Source organism: Actinoplanes sp. NBC_00393, from assembly GCF_036053395.1.
Taxonomy (GTDB): domain Bacteria; phylum Actinomycetota; class Actinomycetes; order Mycobacteriales; family Micromonosporaceae; genus Actinoplanes.
Genome location: NZ_CP107942.1, coordinates 11,074,779 through 11,090,577 on the forward strand (window position 1 = coordinate 11,074,779; position 15,799 = coordinate 11,090,577).

12 protein-coding genes and 1 pseudogene are annotated in these 15,799 nt (G+C 70.5%); 10 read left to right on the forward strand and 3 right to left on the reverse strand.

The features are described from left to right. Nucleotides 1-18: 18 nt before the first annotated feature. A pseudogene (locus OHA21_RS51180) lies at nt 19-219 on the reverse strand (hypothetical protein); the annotation flags it as partial. A 172-nt stretch (nt 220-391) separates the two neighbouring features. Between OHA21_RS51180 and OHA21_RS51185 the strand changes: the two are divergent. After that, the gene (locus OHA21_RS51185) at nt 392-898 is read left to right on the forward strand and encodes a hypothetical protein (RefSeq protein ID WP_328468217.1); all 507 of its coding nucleotides are present in this window, start codon (nt 392-394) and stop codon (nt 896-898) included. A 184-nt stretch (nt 899-1,082) separates the two neighbouring features. Then, nucleotides 1,083-4,016: a M36 family metallopeptidase gene (locus tag OHA21_RS51190; protein ID WP_328468219.1), complete on the forward strand. Its 2,934-nt coding sequence runs from the start codon at nt 1,083-1,085 to the stop codon at nt 4,014-4,016. Between the two features lie 13 nt (nt 4,017-4,029). Here the strand turns inward: OHA21_RS51190 and OHA21_RS51195 are convergent, their stop codons facing one another. Next, on the reverse strand, nt 4,030-5,262 hold the full coding sequence (locus tag OHA21_RS51195) for a serine hydrolase domain-containing protein (protein ID WP_328468221.1): 1,233 nt from the start codon (nt 5,260-5,262) through the stop codon (nt 4,030-4,032). Nucleotides 5,263-5,368: 106 nt separating this feature from the next. Between OHA21_RS51195 and OHA21_RS51200 the strand changes: the two genes are divergently transcribed. From OHA21_RS51200 to OHA21_RS51220, 5 genes are all read left to right on the forward strand, one after another. Continuing rightward, complete coding sequence (locus OHA21_RS51200) at nt 5,369-7,291, forward strand: putative bifunctional diguanylate cyclase/phosphodiesterase (RefSeq protein ID WP_328468222.1); 1,923 nt, start codon at nt 5,369-5,371, stop codon at nt 7,289-7,291. 72 nt (nt 7,292-7,363) lie between these two features. Beyond that, a complete protein-coding gene (locus OHA21_RS51205; protein ID WP_328468227.1) occupies nt 7,364-8,359 on the forward strand; it encodes an ABC transporter substrate-binding protein in 996 nt (331 codons plus the stop codon). Continuing rightward, nucleotides 8,356-9,141: a methyltransferase domain-containing protein gene (locus OHA21_RS51210; RefSeq protein ID WP_328468229.1), complete on the forward strand. Its 786-nt coding sequence runs from the start codon at nt 8,356-8,358 to the stop codon at nt 9,139-9,141. The genes OHA21_RS51205 and OHA21_RS51210 overlap by 4 nt, the downstream gene beginning before the upstream one ends. Beyond that, on the forward strand, nt 9,138-9,884 hold the full coding sequence (locus OHA21_RS51215) for an ABC transporter permease (protein ID WP_328468231.1): 747 nt from the start codon (nt 9,138-9,140) through the stop codon (nt 9,882-9,884). Before OHA21_RS51210 ends, OHA21_RS51215 begins: the two co-directional genes overlap by 4 nt. Further along, nucleotides 9,881-10,600: an ABC transporter ATP-binding protein gene (locus OHA21_RS51220; protein ID WP_328479059.1), complete on the forward strand. Its 720-nt coding sequence runs from the start codon at nt 9,881-9,883 to the stop codon at nt 10,598-10,600. The genes OHA21_RS51215 and OHA21_RS51220 overlap by 4 nt, the downstream gene beginning before the upstream one ends. 169 nt (nt 10,601-10,769) lie before the next feature. Here the strand turns inward: OHA21_RS51220 and OHA21_RS51225 are convergent, their stop codons facing one another. Next, nucleotides 10,770-11,624: an IS5 family transposase gene (locus OHA21_RS51225; RefSeq protein WP_328468234.1), complete on the reverse strand. Its 855-nt coding sequence runs from the start codon at nt 11,622-11,624 to the stop codon at nt 10,770-10,772. Nucleotides 11,625-11,751: 127 nt separating this feature from the next. Between OHA21_RS51225 and OHA21_RS51230 the strand changes: the two genes are divergently transcribed. The 3 genes from OHA21_RS51230 (at nt 11,752) to OHA21_RS51240 (ending at nt 15,752) form a co-directional block, all read left to right on the forward strand. Further along, nucleotides 11,752-12,762 (forward strand): aldo/keto reductase, encoded by a 1,011-nt coding sequence (locus OHA21_RS51230; protein ID WP_328468236.1) that lies wholly within the window; start codon nt 11,752-11,754, stop codon nt 12,760-12,762. A 232-nt stretch (nt 12,763-12,994) separates the two neighbouring features. Then, complete coding sequence (locus OHA21_RS51235; protein WP_328468238.1) at nt 12,995-14,812, forward strand: family 16 glycoside hydrolase; 1,818 nt, start codon at nt 12,995-12,997, stop codon at nt 14,810-14,812. Nucleotides 14,813-14,933: 121 nt separating this feature from the next. Further along, nucleotides 14,934-15,752 carry a MerR family transcriptional regulator gene (locus OHA21_RS51240; RefSeq protein WP_328468240.1) on the forward strand — a complete coding sequence of 273 codons (819 nt, stop codon included), beginning with the start codon at nt 14,934-14,936 and terminating at the stop codon, nt 15,750-15,752. Nucleotides 15,753-15,799 lie beyond the last annotated feature (47 nt).

Below are 15,799 nucleotides of genomic sequence, written 5' to 3' on the forward strand. Positions count from 1 at the left end.
GCTGGTGTACTCGTCGGCTCAGCCTGCCGTGTCGCTGGTGTACTCGTCGGCCGGCGTCCGCAGCGCGCCGGTCGTGGCGTCGCCGGTGGTCGTGTTGGCCACGCCCGGGCCGGAGACCGGCCGGTTCGGGAAGCTGGCCGGTCCGGCGGTGCCACCGGTGGTGGTCATGATGCCGCCGTCGGCGGGCGGCGGGCCGCCGTTGCGCAGCTGCTCGGGATCGGTGTCCGCGTCCAGCGTGCTGGACAGTTCCGGATCGAGCTGGTCGCTCATCATCCACCTCCGGTCGGGGTCGTCGTGTCGCGGTCCGGAATGCCCGGCTGCGGCCGCCTCAAACGACCTTGGGCGCTATGGCAGTTGATCTTGTCGTACCCATCGGCTACCGTCCCCGCCTGTGATTCGTACACGTGTATTTACCGCCGTCCTGTCCGGCGCTCTTTTGCTGACCGTCTCCGCTTGCGGCGGCGACGATGCCGAGACGACCGCGGGCGCCGCGCCCACGGCTGCCGCGACCACGGCTGCGGCCGAGGCCACCACCGCCCCGGCGACCGAGGCTGCCGCTCCGGCGGACGACAAGGCGCTCTGCAAGGAGGCCGGTGCGGCCGCCAAGAAGATGTCGGCCGACATGGCCACGCTCATCACCGACGCGATTCAGAACGGCACTGAGCCGTCGCCGGCCGACTACAAGACGCTGCTGACCGACATGGATCAGGCGCTGACCGCGGTCGTGGGCACCGCGGACAGCAAGGTCGCCGCTGCCATGAAAGAGGTGGCCGCGCAGTCGGCCAAGGCCGCCGCCGCTCCGGATCCGGTGGAGGCCGCTTCGGACCCGGCGTTCGAGAAGTCCGGCACGGCGCTCACCGCGGCCTGCAAGAAGGTCGGCGTCAAGGTCAACTTCTGACGATTGCTGTGCACGCGGGGCCGGGGATCGAATCCCCGGGCCCGCTGCCGTTGGCGGACGTGCACCGATCGATGATGATCTTATCGACACGTCTCGATTTTGGACCGTTCGGCCCATGTCGTCACCCCTCGGCTGTGGGGTCGGATCGAGGCGACCGGTTATTGCCGTCCAAAAAGGAGGTACCGTGCGCACACCATCCCGTGCGTTGGCGGGCACCACCGCAACAGTCGTCGCAGCAGTGCTCGTGCTTGCCGCAGGATCCGGCGGGAACGCGGCGCCATCGGGCCCATCCCGGGCCGCGGAGAGCGTCAAGGTGCACGGCGAAGAGCACCACGACAAGATCAAGGACAATCGCCGCGGCCGGGTCGCCCCGACGTCGCAGCAGAAGGCGCAGGCCGCCGAGGTGGGCGCCGACGCCCGGTGGAACGCGCTGGGCACGCCGGCGGCGCTGACCGCTTCCGAGGAACCGCTGGCCACGGGACTGCCCGCGGACCCGGTGGCGGCCGCTAAGGCGTACGTCGCGGCGAACCTGGACGTGCTCGGCCTCACCGCGGAGGGCGCGGCGGCACTCGAGGTGCTGACCAGCGCGCCGCTCGGCGAGGGCGCCGCGGTCATCCTGCGGCAGAAGTTCGGTGATCTTCCCGCGGGCGTCGACGGCCTGCTCTCGGTGGGTGTCCGCGGCGGCCAGGTGTGGTACGTGAGCTCCTCGCTCTCCCGCGACGCCGGCGCACCGGAACCCGCCACCATCACCGCCGCCGACGCCGAGCGCATCGCCCGGACCGACGCCGGCATCCCGGACGGGACGATCCTCAACACCAAACTCGTCGCGGTGCCGACCGCGGACCAGGGGGCCCGCGCGGCCTACCAGGTCACCCTCGGCGACGGGCTGACCAGCGCGGAGCCGGTCGCCTTCACCACTCACGTGGACGCCCGTGACGGCTCGGTCCTGGTCCGCCAGAGCATCGTCGACTCGCACAGCGACAGCCCGGAGTGGGACGTCTTCCCGAACTCGCCGCGGACCGACTACTCGTCGGCCGACACCCGTAAGACCTGGTGCTGGGCGCCGCAGCGCGGCTGTGACGAGGTGGTCGGCAACCCGGCCTCGCCGCTGCCCTGGGACGTCGACCCGGCGACCGAGGCGTCGACCCACACGACGAGCGGCAACAACGCGTTCGCGGTGCACAACTGGAACTCCAACGACCCGTTCACGGTCGGCACCGAGCTGGCCACGCCTCGCCCGAACCGCGACTACCAGTACCCGTGGACCAACCAGTGGTACCGGGAGCAGTGCGCGCCGACCGCGTTCGACACGCCGCAGCGCAACGACATCGACGCGGCCCGGGCCAACCTGTTCGCGCAGCACAACCGGATGCACGACTGGTCGTACCACCTGGGCTTCACCGAAGCGACCTGGAACATGCAGGACGAGAACCTGCGGCCGGGTGGGCTGGGCAACGATCCGGAGCAGGGCAACGCGCAGGCCGGCGGCATCAGCGGCGGCCCGCCGAACTTCGAGGCCCGCAACAACGCCAACCAGATCACCCCGGAGGACGGGGTGGCGCCGATCACCAACATGTACCTGTGGCAGCCCATCGCCGGCGTCTTCTACCCGCCGTGCGTCGACGGCGACTACGACATGTCGGTGATCGCCCACGAGTACACCCACGCCATCACCAACCGGATGATCGCCGGGCCGGACGCCGGTCTCAGCTCGCCGCAGGGCATGAGCGAGAGCTGGTCGGACCTGCTGTCGGTGGAGTACCTGGCCGAGCACGGCTACGCGCCGCGCGGCAGCCGGGGCTTCACGATCGGCGAGTACGTGACCGGCGACTCGAACGCCGGCATCCGCAACTACAACATGACGAGGAGCCCGCTCAACTACAGCTCGGTCGACTACGACTTCGTCGGGCTGCAGGTGCACGCCTCCGGTGAGGTGTGGAGCGCGGCCAACTACGACGTCCGCGCCGCGTTCCTCAAGCGGTACGGCGACGGCAACGCCGCACTGCAGAAGGCCTGCGCCAACGGCAAGGTGGCGGTGACCAAGTGCCCGGGCAACCGGCGCTGGATCCAGCTCGTCCTCGACTCGTTCCTGCTGCTGGCCAACAGCGCCAACAGCCAGGTCGACGCGCGGGACGCGCTGCTCGGCGCGGACCGGGTCCGCTTCGGCGGCAAGAACCAGGACCTGATCTGGAACGCGTTCGCCAAGCGCGGCCTCGGTGAGACGGCGCTCAGCAACGGCGCCGCTGACCCCGATCCGCGGCCGGGCTTCACCTCGCCGTACGCGAAGGAGGCGACGGTCACCTTCCGCCCGGTGGACGAGAACGGCAGGGTCGTGGCCGGTGCCAAGCTGTTCGTCGGTGATTACCAGGCCCGGGCGGTCCCGGTCGCCGACACCGACCCGGCGACGCCGCTCACCGACAAGGTCAGCCTGGTGGCCGGCACGTACGGGTTCATCGCCCAGGCGCCCGGACACGGGCACGCCCGGGTGGACGACACGTCGTTCCGGTCCGGCCAGTCGCGGACGCTGACCGTGAAGCTGCCGCGCAACCTCGCTTCGGCCACGTCCGGCGCGACGGTCAGCGGCGACGGCATCAACCTGGCCCGGATCGCGGACGACGACGAGGCGACCAACTGGGCGTCGCTCGGCGCCGCGGTGGCCGGCAGGCAGGTCACCGTCGACCTGGCCGGCGAGGCGCAGCGGGTCCGCCGGGTCCAGGTGAGCGCGCTGCTGCGCCCGCCGGTCGTCGGTGACGTGGACGCCGGGGCGCAGAACCGGTTCTCCGCTCTGCGGCAGTTCAAGGTGCTGGCCTGCACCGCCTCGGCGACCGTCGCCTGCACGGCGGCGACCGATTTCCGGACGGTCTACACCAGCAAGCGGGACGCCTTCCCGGCGGTCGCGCCGCGGCCGCGGGCCCCGCACCTCATCCTGAAGTCGTTCGACATCCCGTCGACGACGGCCACGCACCTGCGCATCGAGGTCGTGACCAACCAGTGCACCGGCTCGCCCGAGTTCGCCGGTGAGCAGGACGCCGACCCGCGGGCGAACACCGACTGCACCACGGCGAGCCCGCAGGCGCAGAACGTGCGGATCGCGGAGTTCCAGGCGTACACGAAGTAGTAGTTCGCACTGATCAGAGGTGGCCGGCGAGCACGTCGGCCACCTCTGCTCGCATCGGGTCGGGATTCGCCCAGCTCCAGTTGGGGTGGGCGCGGTTGGTCAGCAGGACCAGGACCAGCCGGCGGCCGGGGTGCGCCAGCACCGAGGTTCCGGTGAAGCCGGTGTGGCCGAAGGTGGCCGGGGTGGTGAGGCCGCCCATGAACCAGCGCTGCCGCAGGGTGACGCCGAGCCCGTGGTCGGAGGGGCGGCCCGGGCGGTCCGGGTCGTACGCGGGCCGGCCCCGGTTCTGGTTGGTGAGCATCTGCCGGGTCAGGTCGGCGGGGAGCAGGTCGCCGTCCAGCAGCGCGTTCGTCACGGCGGCCACGTCGGCGGCGGTGGCGAAGATGCCGGCGCTGCCGATGACGCCACCGGCCCGGGCGGCGACGTCGTCGTGCACGATGCCGCGGAGCAGGCCGCGGGAGGTGCGGGCGTCGGTGGCCACCAGCCGGGTCGCCCGGTCCGCGCGGCTCAGCCACTTCAGCGGGGTGAAGCCGGTGTCGCGCAGGCCGAGCGGGCCGGTGATGCCGGCTTTGAGCGCGGCGGCCAGGCCGGTGCCGGTCGCCTTCTCGACCAGTTCGGCGGCCACCATCAGGCCGGCGCTGGAGTACCGGTACGCGTCGCCGGGCACCGCACCCTTGACCAGCGGGGTGGTGAGCAGGGTCCCGGGGGCGCCGACCGGCAGTCCGCTGGTGTGGGTGAGCAGCATCCGTACGGTGACCTTGCTCTTGCCCTTGCCGGTGAAGGCCGGAAGGTAACGTGCCACCGGCGCGTCCAGATCGATCCGGCCCTTGGCGACCTGCTGGAGCAGCAGAATCGCGGTGTAGATCTTGGTGAGCGACGCGAGATCGAAGATCGAGTCGGCGCGCATCGCCACCCGCCGGGCGGCCGGCAGCTCGACCGCCCCGGCGCCGTAGCGCAGCGCGTGCCCGACCGCGACCTTCGCGGTCACCTTCCCGTTCACGGTGACCAGGGCGACCGCTCCCGCGTAGGTCGGGTGGCGCGGGTTGGCCTTCGTCGGCTTCAGGTATTTCGTGAGCACCTTGCGCAGCGGCGCCGGATCGAACGGCTCGGGTGCGGCCGGCGGTGAACCGGACGGCGAAGGTGACGGCGCGGCCGGCGAGACGAACCGGGCGCGATCACCACAGCCGGTGAGCGTGAGGGCAGCGGCGGCGCCGGCGCCGAGCACGCCGCGACGAGTGATCGGCACGACTGCCGATCATGCCAAACCTGCACCCGTGCTGCACCGTGGCTCCGGTCATGTCACCGCACGCGGTGCCGATCTGCGCCTTGACGAAGGTGTGGCTGGGGGAGGCATGGTGGGTTCAACCCGCACGGGACGGCGCTGGGCGTCGGCTTGGGTGGCCGGGGGACTGTCCCTGGTGCTGGCCGTCCTCTCCGGTTACGCGGCCGTCGGCGGCTGGCGGCAGGCCGGGATACTGGACCGGGTCGCCGCCGATTCGGGCAACACCGACGCCTACCAGCAGGTGGCTTTCCTGGCCGGCTGGGAGACGGCGCTGTTGCAGAGCGCCCTGGACGAGCCGACCGGTCCGGAACGCCGCCAGGTCGTCGAGGTCGGCGTCCTGGTGCGCGCCGCGACGGTGAAGATGGCCGGCGTCGACCGGGACCATGAGCAGCGGGCCGCTTCGATCGCGCAGAGCCGCACCGAACTGCAGCCCGCGATCGACACCTACCTGGCGCAGCTCCGCCGGGGTGACACCGCGGGCGCCCGGGCGACGCTGGAGACGGTGATCGAGCCGCGTTCCGCGTCGCTGATGGGTGACGTGCTGACCGAGCTGAACCTGCACCTCGCCGCGCACGCCCGCTATCAGGCAGCCGCCCAGCACGAGTCGCGCCTGCTGTGGTGGGGTGGCGTGGCCAGCTTCGTGGTCGGCCTGATCGTGCTGGCCCTGTTCCTCTTCTCGATCCGCTCGCACCGGCGCCGGGTGGAGACGATGGCCGCGACCGACGCGCTGACCGGCCTGCCGAACCGGGCCGCCTTCACGGCCCGGGCCGGGCTGGCGTCGGCCGACGGCGAGACCGACACCACCGTGCTGACCGTGAACCTGGACGGGTTCCGCGACGTCAACGAGCAGCTCGGCCACCAGATCGGCGACCTGCTGCTGATCGAGGCCGGTGAGCGGCTGCGCGCCTCGATGCGCGAGCACGACGTGGTGGCCCGGATCGGCGGCGACGAGTTCGCCGTGCTGCTGCGCGACGGTGACAGCGCGCTCGGCGAGGCGCTCGCCGCCCGGCTCACCGCCGCGTTCGACCAGCCGTTCCTGATCGGCGAGGTGACCGTCGACCTGGAGGTCAGCATCGGCGCCGCCACCGCGCGCGACGGCGACGACGTGACCACGCTGCTCCAGCACGCCGACATGGCGATGCGGGAGGCCAAGGAGCACCGGCTCGGGTTCCACCGGTTCAGCGGCGACCACGGCCAGGACACCGCGGCCCGGCTCACCCTGCTCGGCGACCTGCGCCGGGCCCTGGACAGCGGGGGCGAGCTGACCCTGCACTACCAGCCCAAGATCGCGATGGACACCGGCGAGGTGGCCGGCGTCGAGGCGCTGGCCCGCTGGCAGCACCCGACGAAGGGCTGGGTGTCGCCGGGCGAGTTCATCCCGGTGCTGGAGACGACCAGCCTGATCCACCGGTTCACCGACCGGGTGCTGCGGGTGGCTCTCACCCAGGCCCGGGAGTGGCTCGACGGCGGGCACCGGGTGGCCGTCTCGGTCAACATCTCCACCCGCAGCCTGCTCGACGAGTCGTTCCCGGACCGGGTGGCCGAGCTGCTGACCGAGACCGGTGTCCCCGGCGACCAGCTGTGCATCGAGGTCACCGAGCACAGCGTGATGAGCGACCCGGCCACCGCGATCGAGGCGATGCGCCGGATCCGGGCGCTGGGCGTGCGCACCTCGATCGACGACTACGGCACCGGGTACTCGTCGATGACGTACCTCAAGCTGCTGCCGCTCGACGAGCTGAAGGTGGACCGCTCGTTCGTGCAGGACATGACGAACGACCGCAGCGATCACGCGCTGGTGGAGTCGACCGTCGAGCTCGGCCGCAACCTCGGTCTCACCGTGGTGGCCGAGGGTGTCGAGGACGCCGCCACGGCGTCGGCCTTGCGCGAGCTGGGCTGCGACGTCGCGCAGGGCTTCCTGTACGCGAAGCCGATGCCCGCCGAAGCGGTCACCGAGCGGCTCGGCCGGCGGACGGTGGAGTCACCGGCCTGACAGTTTCCGCCGATCATGCATATCGAGGCGTATCGTTTCGGTGGATTTGCCGCCGGAACGGGGGTTCGTGGCATGAGGCGCATCTGTTCACCGTTCGTAACAGTCCTGCTCATTGCACTGTTGATGTCCGGATGTGGCGACTCCGGTGATTCCGGGGACGGGTCACCGCAGGCCGACAAGGTCACCTATCTGACCGCGTTCGGCGCGGTCGGCCGGGACGCGTTCGCGTGGGTGGCCCAGGAGAAGGGCTACTTCCGCGACGCCGGGATCGACGTCACCATCCGGCTCGGCGCCGCCACCGGGGAGAACCTCAAGGTCCTCGCCGCCGGGCAGGCCCAGTTCGCCAACCTCGACCTGACCGGGACCTGGATCACGGCGGGCAAGGGCGAGTACACCGACATCCGCGCCTTCGCCGCGATCCACCAGCAGTCGCTGGTCTCCATCATCAGCCTGGCGGGCTCCGGCATCACCGAGCCGCGCGGGCTGGAGGGGCACAAGCTGGGTGCCGCGACCGGCTCGGTCAACCAGTTGCTCTTCCCGGCGTACGCGAAACTCGCCGGCATCGACGAGTCGAAGGTGGAGTGGGTCAACGCGGCCCCGCCCCAGTTGCCGGCGCTGCTGGCCAGCGGACGCGTCGACGCGCTGAGCACCTTCCTGATCGGGGCGCGTGGGCTCGAGAAAGCGGCCGGCGGGAAGAAGACCGTGGTCCTGCCGTACAGCAAATATCTGCCGGAGCTGTTCGGCAACGGGCTGGTCGCCCCGGCCTCGGTGATCGACGGGAATCCGGACCTGACCGAACGGTTCCGCGACGCCGCGCTGAAAGGACTCCAGTACACCCTGGAGCATCCCGACGAGGCGGCGCAGATCATGAAGAAGGCGCAGCCGGCCGCGGACCTGACCGCGGCGGTCGGCGAGATCTTGCTGATGGCGCCGTACGTGAAGACGTCCGGCGTGATCGACCGGGATCGCGTCGCCAAGGCCCTGCAGACCCTGCAGAGCGGCGGGCTCGTCCCGGCCACGATGACCCCGGACTCGGTGGTCGACTTCGACCTGGTGCCGACCGGATGAGAGCCGCCTACTCCTTCGACAACGACGACCCGGCCGCGGCCCAGCGGCATGTGCTGCTCGCCGAGATGCTCGACCCGTTCACCTTCGAGCGGCTGGCCGGCATCGGTGACCTCACCGGCCGGCGCTGCCTGGAGGTGGGCGCGGGCGGCGGCAGCGTCGCCGGCTGGCTGGCGGCCCGGGCCGGGCCGCACGGGCGGGTGCTGGCCACCGACCTGAACCCGCGTCACCTGCCGATCGACCAGGGGTACGCGGTGCTGCGCCACGATCTGACGAGCGAACCCGTCCCCGAGCCGTCGTGGGACGTGATCCACGCCCGCCTCGTCCTGGCGCATCTGCCCGCACGCGCCACCATCCTGGGCCGTCTCGCCGACGCCCTCGCCCCGGGCGGGATCCTGCTGGTCGAAGAGTGGGTCTCGGCGTACCCCGCAGTGGTGTTGGCCGCGCCCGACGTCGCCGCCGCCGACCTGGTCGAGCGTTACCACCGCATCGTCGTCGGCAAGCTCTTGCCGGCCAACGGCGCCGACCCGGCCTGGGGTGGCCGCACCCACGCCGCCATGCTCGCCGCCGGCCTCGGCGACGTGCGGACCGAGATCCGCGCGGAATCCTGGGCCGGTGGCACGGCCGGCGCGCAGCTCATCGCCGTGAACGTCGCCCAGGTGGGCGCGGGTCTGCGGGCGGCCGGGCTCACCGAGGCCGACCTCGACCGGCTGTGTGAGCTGGCCGGCGACCCGGCCCTGGTGATCCGCAGCCACTTCACCTATTCGACGATGGGCCGCCGGTGAAGTGGGGACTGCCGGTCCTCGGCGTGGTGGGCGCGATCGCGCTCTGGTGGTCGGCCACCGTGATCTTCGGCATCCGCTCGTTCTTCCTGCCCGCGCCACCGGACATCGTCGCCGCGTTCCGGGCCCAGCCGGCCTACCTCCTGCGCGAGACCGCGGCCACGCTGACCGGTACGGTGACCGGCTTCGGCATCGCGGTGGTGGCCGGGCTGCTGCTGGCGGTGCTGCTGACCGCCTGGCGATCGCTGGAGCGGGCCACCATGCCGGTGCTGGTCGCGCTGAACTCGGTGCCGAAGGTCGCGGTCGCCCCGCTGCTGGTGGTCTGGCTCGGGTTCGGGGCCCGGCCCAAGGTGGTGCTGGTCGTGCTGATCTGCTTCTTCCCGGTCGTGGTGGCGACGATGGCCGGGCTCGGCTCCACCCCGGCCGAGCTGGGGGAGCTGAGCCGGTCGCTGTCGGCGAGCGCGTGGCAGGCGTACGTCAAGATCCGGCTGCCGTGGGCGTTGCCGCAGGTCTTCGTCGGCCTGAAGGTGGCCATCTCGCTCGCCGTGATCGGCGCGGTGGTCGCCGAGATCAACAACCCGACCAGCGGGCTCGGCGCGGTGATCGTGCTGTCCGGCATGTCGTTCGACACCCCACTGGCGTTCGCCGCGATCTTCCTGCTCGCGGTGCTGAGCACGGTGCTGTTCTACCTGGTGGTGGCCCTGGAACGGTGGCTGGTGCCGTGGGCCCGGGCGATCAGCGGATGATCGGGCTGACCGGGGTGTCCCGCAGCTTCGGCCAGGTCGAGGCGCTGCGCGACATCGACCTGCGGATCGCGGAGAACGAGTTCGTCGCGGTCATCGGCCGGTCCGGCTGCGGCAAGTCGACCCTGCTGCGGCTGATCGCCGGCCTGCTGGAACCGAGCGCCGGACGGGTCACCGTCGGCGGATCCCCGGTGGCCCTGATGCAACAGGTGCCGGCGCTGCTGCCGTGGCGCACCACGCTGAACAACGTGATGCTGCCGGTGGAGATCCGCCGCCTGCCCCGCGCGGAACACCGCGCCCGCGCCGTCGAACTGCTCGACGCGGTCGGCCTGGCCGGATTCCACGACCGCCATCCGTACGAGCTGTCCGGCGGCATGCAACAGCGCGTCGCCCTGTGCCGGGCGCTGATCCAGCAGCCCCGGGTCCTGCTGATGGACGAACCGTTCTCCGCGCTGGACGCGCTGACCCGCGAGGAGCTGGCCGGCCAGCTGCAGGAGCTGCATCGCGCCCATCCGGCCACCACGGTGTTCGTCACCCACTCGATCCAGGAGGCGGTGCTGCTGGCCGACCGGGTGGTGGTGCTCAGCCCCCGCCCGGGCCGGGTCCGCAAGGTCCTGGAGGTGGACATCCCGCGGCCTCGCTCGTTCGGCCACAACGCCGACCTGAAGGCGGTCGCGGAATGCGTCGCCCACCTCCACGACCTGCTGCTGCCCGACTGAGGCGGCGGTCAGTCCGAGCGCGGACGGCCACCGGCGCAGCAACGTGCTCGTCATGCGCCCGGCGTCACCGGCGAGGTCCGCGCCCGGCCGCTTCGCGCGGCTCTCAGGTCCGGAATCCGGGGGCTGCCGGTCCGGTTCCATGGCATAAGAGCGACCGGCAATAGGTGTCTCACTTGAGTCGGCGGGTGGTGGGCCGGGTTTCCCATCGGTAGAGGGTCCGTGCTCGTTGGATGAGTTGACGGATCGTGACGATGGCGGCGGCCAGGTACAGGTAGAAGTCGATGATCTGGGCGTTGCGGTCGGTGCAGCGGCGGATCTTGCCGAAGCCGTTCATCCACGAGTTCGTCCGCTCGACCACCCAGCGCTTTCCGATCTGGATCGGGGCGGGCACGCCCTTGCGGGCGATCTCGGCATCGAAGCCGATCTCGTCGAGTAGCTCGCGGGTGCGTTTACTGTCGTAGCCGCGGTCGAGGTGCGCGGTGACCTGCTCGGGCCAGTGATGGCGCAGCTGGGTGCTGCACTGTTCGAAGGTGTCGCGCAGCAGCGGCGAGTCGTGCCGGTTGGCCGGGGCGCCGACGAGGCCGAGCGGGATGCCGTAGCCGTCGACGCCGGTCGAGCGTTTCATGCCGCCTTTGCCGCGGTCGACCGGGGACCGTCCGGCCCGGTCGCCGCCGCACGGCGCCTTGGTGATCGCGCCGTCGGCGCTGACGTCCGCCAGGTCCAGGCCGATCATCCGGTCATAGGCGTCCAGGGCCAGTTCGTGGAGTTGCTCGCCCAGCCCGGCCTGCGCCCACCGGTGCAGGCGCCGGCGGATCGTGCGATCCGAGCACTGCGCGGTGGCCACCCGTTCGTAACCCGATCCGTGAACGAGGGCGGCAATGACCAGTTCGAACACGACCCGGTTCGGGATTGCCCGGCGGTGACATCCGAGGGGATGCGCCGGGTCGAAGCCGGGTCGCTCGGGACACAGCGCGGCGAACTGGACGAAGATCGGTTCGAGCAACGATGATGGCAGCGCAGGCACGGGACTCCGTCGATCGCTGAGCGTAGAGAACTCTGATGATCAACATCCCGTGCCTGTTTGCTATCTCGGGGTGCCCAGTTGTCCGGATCGTGGATGCCTACTGCCGGTCGCCCTAAGAATGGTGGTCATGGAACACAGGTATCTGGGAGCCAGCGGGTTGCGGGTCAGCGAGTTGTGCCTCGGCACGATGACGTTCGGCAAGGAGGCCGACGAGGCGACCTCGCACCGGCTGATGGACCGGTTCGTCGAGGCCGGCGGCAACTTCATCGACACCGCGGATGTGTACGCCGGCACCGCCTCCGAGCAGATCATCGGTAGATGGCTGGCCGGGCAGAAGCGGGAGGACCTGGTGATCGCCACCAAGTTCTTCTGGAGCACCGGGGTCGGCGGGGCCAACCACATCGGCGCGGGGCGCAAGCACATCGTGTCCGCGGTGCACGATAGCCTGCGCCGGCTGCAGACCGACTACATCGACCTCTACCAGGTGCACTGCTTCGACGAGGCGACCCCGGTCGAGGAGACGCTGTCCACTCTCGACACGCTGGTCCGGGCCGGCAAGGTGCGCTACCTCGGGGTGAGCAACTACGCGAGCTGGCAGTTGCAGAAGTCGGTCGACGTCGCGCGGTACCGCGGGTGGGAGCCGTTCGTCGCGATGCAGCCGCTCTACAACCTGATCGACCGGGAGGTGGAGCTGGAGCTGGTGCCGGTGAGCCGCAACGAGGGCGTCGGCATCATCCCGTGGTCGCCGATGCGCGGTGGCTGGCTGACCGGGAAGTACCGGCGGGGCATGACCGAGGCGCCGGCGGACACCCGCTGGGAGGGCAACAAGCAGCCCTGGCTGGGTGACTGGCAGAAGAGCGTCGACGAGCGCACCTGGTCGGTGACCGACGCGCTGATCGCGGTCGCCGAGGAGGTGGGGCACAGCCCGGCGCAGGTGGCGCTGCGCTGGCTGATGCAGCGGCCGGGCGTCACCGCGCCGATCATCGGGGCGAAGCGGCTGGAGCAGCTCGACGACAACCTGGGCGCGTCCGGCTGGTCGCTGGACGACAAGAGCATGGAGCGGCTCACCGCGGCGGGGGAGCTGCCTCTGCCGTACCCCCATGGTTATCTGGCCGGATCGCCCCGCCGCAAGGCCTGAGAAAAACGCTGGCAGAGGGGCCTAAGGGCCCCTCTGCAACAAACCTGCAAATCGATTCTGTTGACTCGGTTATCTCGGCGGTGGCAGATTCCAACACGGAATATCCGTCCCCGGACCCGCCGGATCCCCACTCCCCGGACGTGCCGTACGCTGCGGAAACGCATTTCATCGCGATTGAGCAATGGGCTCGTCCCTGCCCGGCGGATTCCATTCCTCGACAGGAGAAACACCCATGGCTCCAACACTGCGCCGATGGGCCGGTGTAGGTGGAATCGCCACCGTGGTGACCGCGGCTCTGATCGCCACGGTGACCAGCGCCGAGGCGGCGACCGTGTTCAGCGCCGATTTCGAATCGGGCAGCACCAGCGGCTGGTCGAAGTCCGGCGGCACCTGGTCGGTCGTGGCCGACGGCTCGCAGACGCTGCGCCAGTCGAACGCCGGCAGCGAGAACGCCCGGCAGTTCGCCGGTGACGCGGCCTGGAGCGACTACACGGTCTCGGCGAAGGTCAAGCCGTTGTCGTTCGGGTCGGGCGGCTTCGTCGGGCTGCTGGCCCGGGCGAAGAGCTCGACCACGTTCTACCGGCTGGCGCTGCTGCCCGGCCAGGCCCAGCTGCAGGCGGTGAACAGCGGAAACGTGACCGTGCTGGGCACCTCGTCGCGGACCGTCTCCACCGGCTCCTGGTACACGTTGAGCCTCACCGTCTCCGGAACCTCGATCAGCGGCAGCATCGACGGCGCCGCGGTCGGTTCCGGCACCAGTTCGGTCGCCTCCACCGGCCGGATCGGTCTGCAGACCGGTCACGCCTCGGCCGGCTTCGACGACGTGGTCGTCACGACCGGCGGCACCACGCCGCCCACGTCGAGCCCGCCCACCAGCTCGTCGCCCTCGACGCCGCCGTCCCCCAGCCCTTCGACGTCGACGCCGCCGTCCCCCAGCCCCTCGACGTCGACGCCGCCGCCGACCAGCGGCGCTCTCTACGTGGCGCCGAACGGCTCGGCGAGCGCCGCCGGAACCGAGGCGGCCCCGACCACGCTCGCGTCGGCGATCACCCGGATCGCGGCCGGCGGCACGATCTACGTGCGCGGCGGCACCTACAACTCGGCCTCGACGATCACCGTCGCGCCCGGCAACAACGGCTCGGCCGGCGCGCTGAAGAAGATCTTCGCCTACCCCGGTGAGAAGCCGATCCTGAACTTCTCCGCCCAGGCCGAGGACACCACGGCCCGCGGCCTCGCGATCAACGGCAACTTCTGGCACGTCAACGGCCTGATCGTCGAGCGCGCCGGCGACAACGGCATCTTCATCGGCGGCAGCAACAACATCGTCGAGCGTACGATCACCCGCTTCAACCGCGACAGCGGTCTGCAGATCTCCCGGATCGCCTCGGACACCCCGAACTCGCAATGGCCGGCGAACAACCTGGTGCTCTCCTCGGAGTCGCACGACAACGCCGACTCCGACGGCGAGGACGCGGACGGGTTCGCCGCGAAGCTGACGGTCGGCTCCGGCAACGTCTTCCGCTACACGGTGTCGCACAACAACATCGACGACGGCTGGGACCTCTACACCAAGACCGACACCGGGCCGATCGGCGTGGTGACGATCGAGGACTCGATCGCCTACAACAACGGCACCCTTTCCAACGGTGGGCAGGCCGGGGCCGGTGACCGCAACGGCTACAAGCTGGGCGGCGAGGACATCGGCGTGAACCACATCGTGCGCCGCAGCATCGCCTTCAAGAACGGCAAGCACGGGTTCACGTACAACAGCAACCCGGGCTCGATGACGATCTCCAACAACCTGTCGATCGACAACGCCGAGCGCAATTTCAACTTCGACGAGGGCTCACACGTGTTCCGGAACAACACGTCCTGCCGCAGCGGCAGTGGCACCAACGACCGGATCATCGGCAACTCGGACAGCTCGAACCAGTTCTGGTCCGGCAGCAACGGGTCGCGGTGCGCGTCGTACACCGGTGCCCTGGCCTGGTCGTTCGCCTCCGACGGCAAGCTGGTCGTGACGCTCGGCGGGCGTGTCGTCTCGCTCTGACGCCTTTGCGGGCCCGGCCGGTTCTCCGGCCGGGCTCCACTCGGGCCCGGCCGGTTTTCCGGCCGGGCTTGACTCGTCCCCTGGGGGAGACCCGAGGCTTGATGCCGGGAAGGAGGAACCCATGACCGACCTGATCCCGATCGGCCGTTTCTCTCGCATGACGCGGCTGTCGATCAAAGCGTTGCGCTTCTACGACGAGCAGGGGCTGTTGCGGCCGCTGCACGTCGACCCGTCGTCCGGATATCGGTATTACGGCCGTGTGCAGGCCAATCGTGCCGAGGCGATCCGCATCCTGCGGTCCACCGGCATGCCGGTCGACGAGATCCGCGAGGTGCTGGCCGAGGACGATCCGGAGCGGACCGGCAAGCGCCTGGCCATGCACCGGGAACGGTTGCTGGAGCGGCTCGCGGAGCAGGAGCGGATGTTGCGGTTCCTCGAGCGGCTCATCGAGCGAGGAGAAGGCGTCATGCCGTACCAGGTCGTTGTCAAGAAGGTCGAGCCTCAGCAGGTCGCCGCGCTGCGCCTGCACACCGCGATGAACGCGGTCGCCGCCGACGTCCAGCGCGGCTTCGGCACGCTGATCGAGGCCATCACGGGGGTGGGCGTCGCTCCCAGCGGGATGCCGTTCATCGTCTTCCACGACGTGATCGACGAGCAGACCGCCGGCGACATCGAGATCTGCATCCCGGTCCCGCCCGGCACGGTTTTTCCGGAAGGCCAGGTCCGGGCCGCCGAGATCCCCGGCGGTCCGATGGCCACCACCGTGCACCGCGGCCCCTATGCCGAGATCTCCCCGGCCTATCACTACGTGACCGGGTGGATCGCCGAGCACGGCCACCAGCACGCCGGCCCGCCGCGCGAGCTCTACCTCAACGACCCCCAGTCGGTCACCCAGGAGGAGTTGCTCACCGAGGTGCAGTTCCCTATCTCGTACGGGTGATCGCCGCGCTCCGCGGAACTACGCCGTTACGCCGCACCACGCGGCCG

Coding starts and splice junctions, on each gene's coding strand:
- OHA21_RS51200 (WP_328468222.1), top strand. CDS start 5,369: ATGGTGGGTTCAACCCGCACGGGACGGCGCTGGGCGTCGGCTTGGGTG.
- OHA21_RS51205 (WP_328468227.1), top strand. CDS start 7,364: ATGAGGCGCATCTGTTCACCGTTCGTAACAGTCCTGCTCATTGCACTG.
- OHA21_RS51210 (WP_328468229.1), top strand. CDS start 8,356: ATGAGAGCCGCCTACTCCTTCGACAACGACGACCCGGCCGCGGCCCAG.
- OHA21_RS51220 (WP_328479059.1), top strand. CDS start 9,881: ATGATCGGGCTGACCGGGGTGTCCCGCAGCTTCGGCCAGGTCGAGGCG.
- OHA21_RS51230 (WP_328468236.1), top strand. CDS start 11,752: ATGGAACACAGGTATCTGGGAGCCAGCGGGTTGCGGGTCAGCGAGTTG.
- OHA21_RS51235 (WP_328468238.1), top strand. CDS start 12,995: ATGGCTCCAACACTGCGCCGATGGGCCGGTGTAGGTGGAATCGCCACC.
- OHA21_RS51240 (WP_328468240.1), top strand. CDS start 14,934: ATGACCGACCTGATCCCGATCGGCCGTTTCTCTCGCATGACGCGGCTG.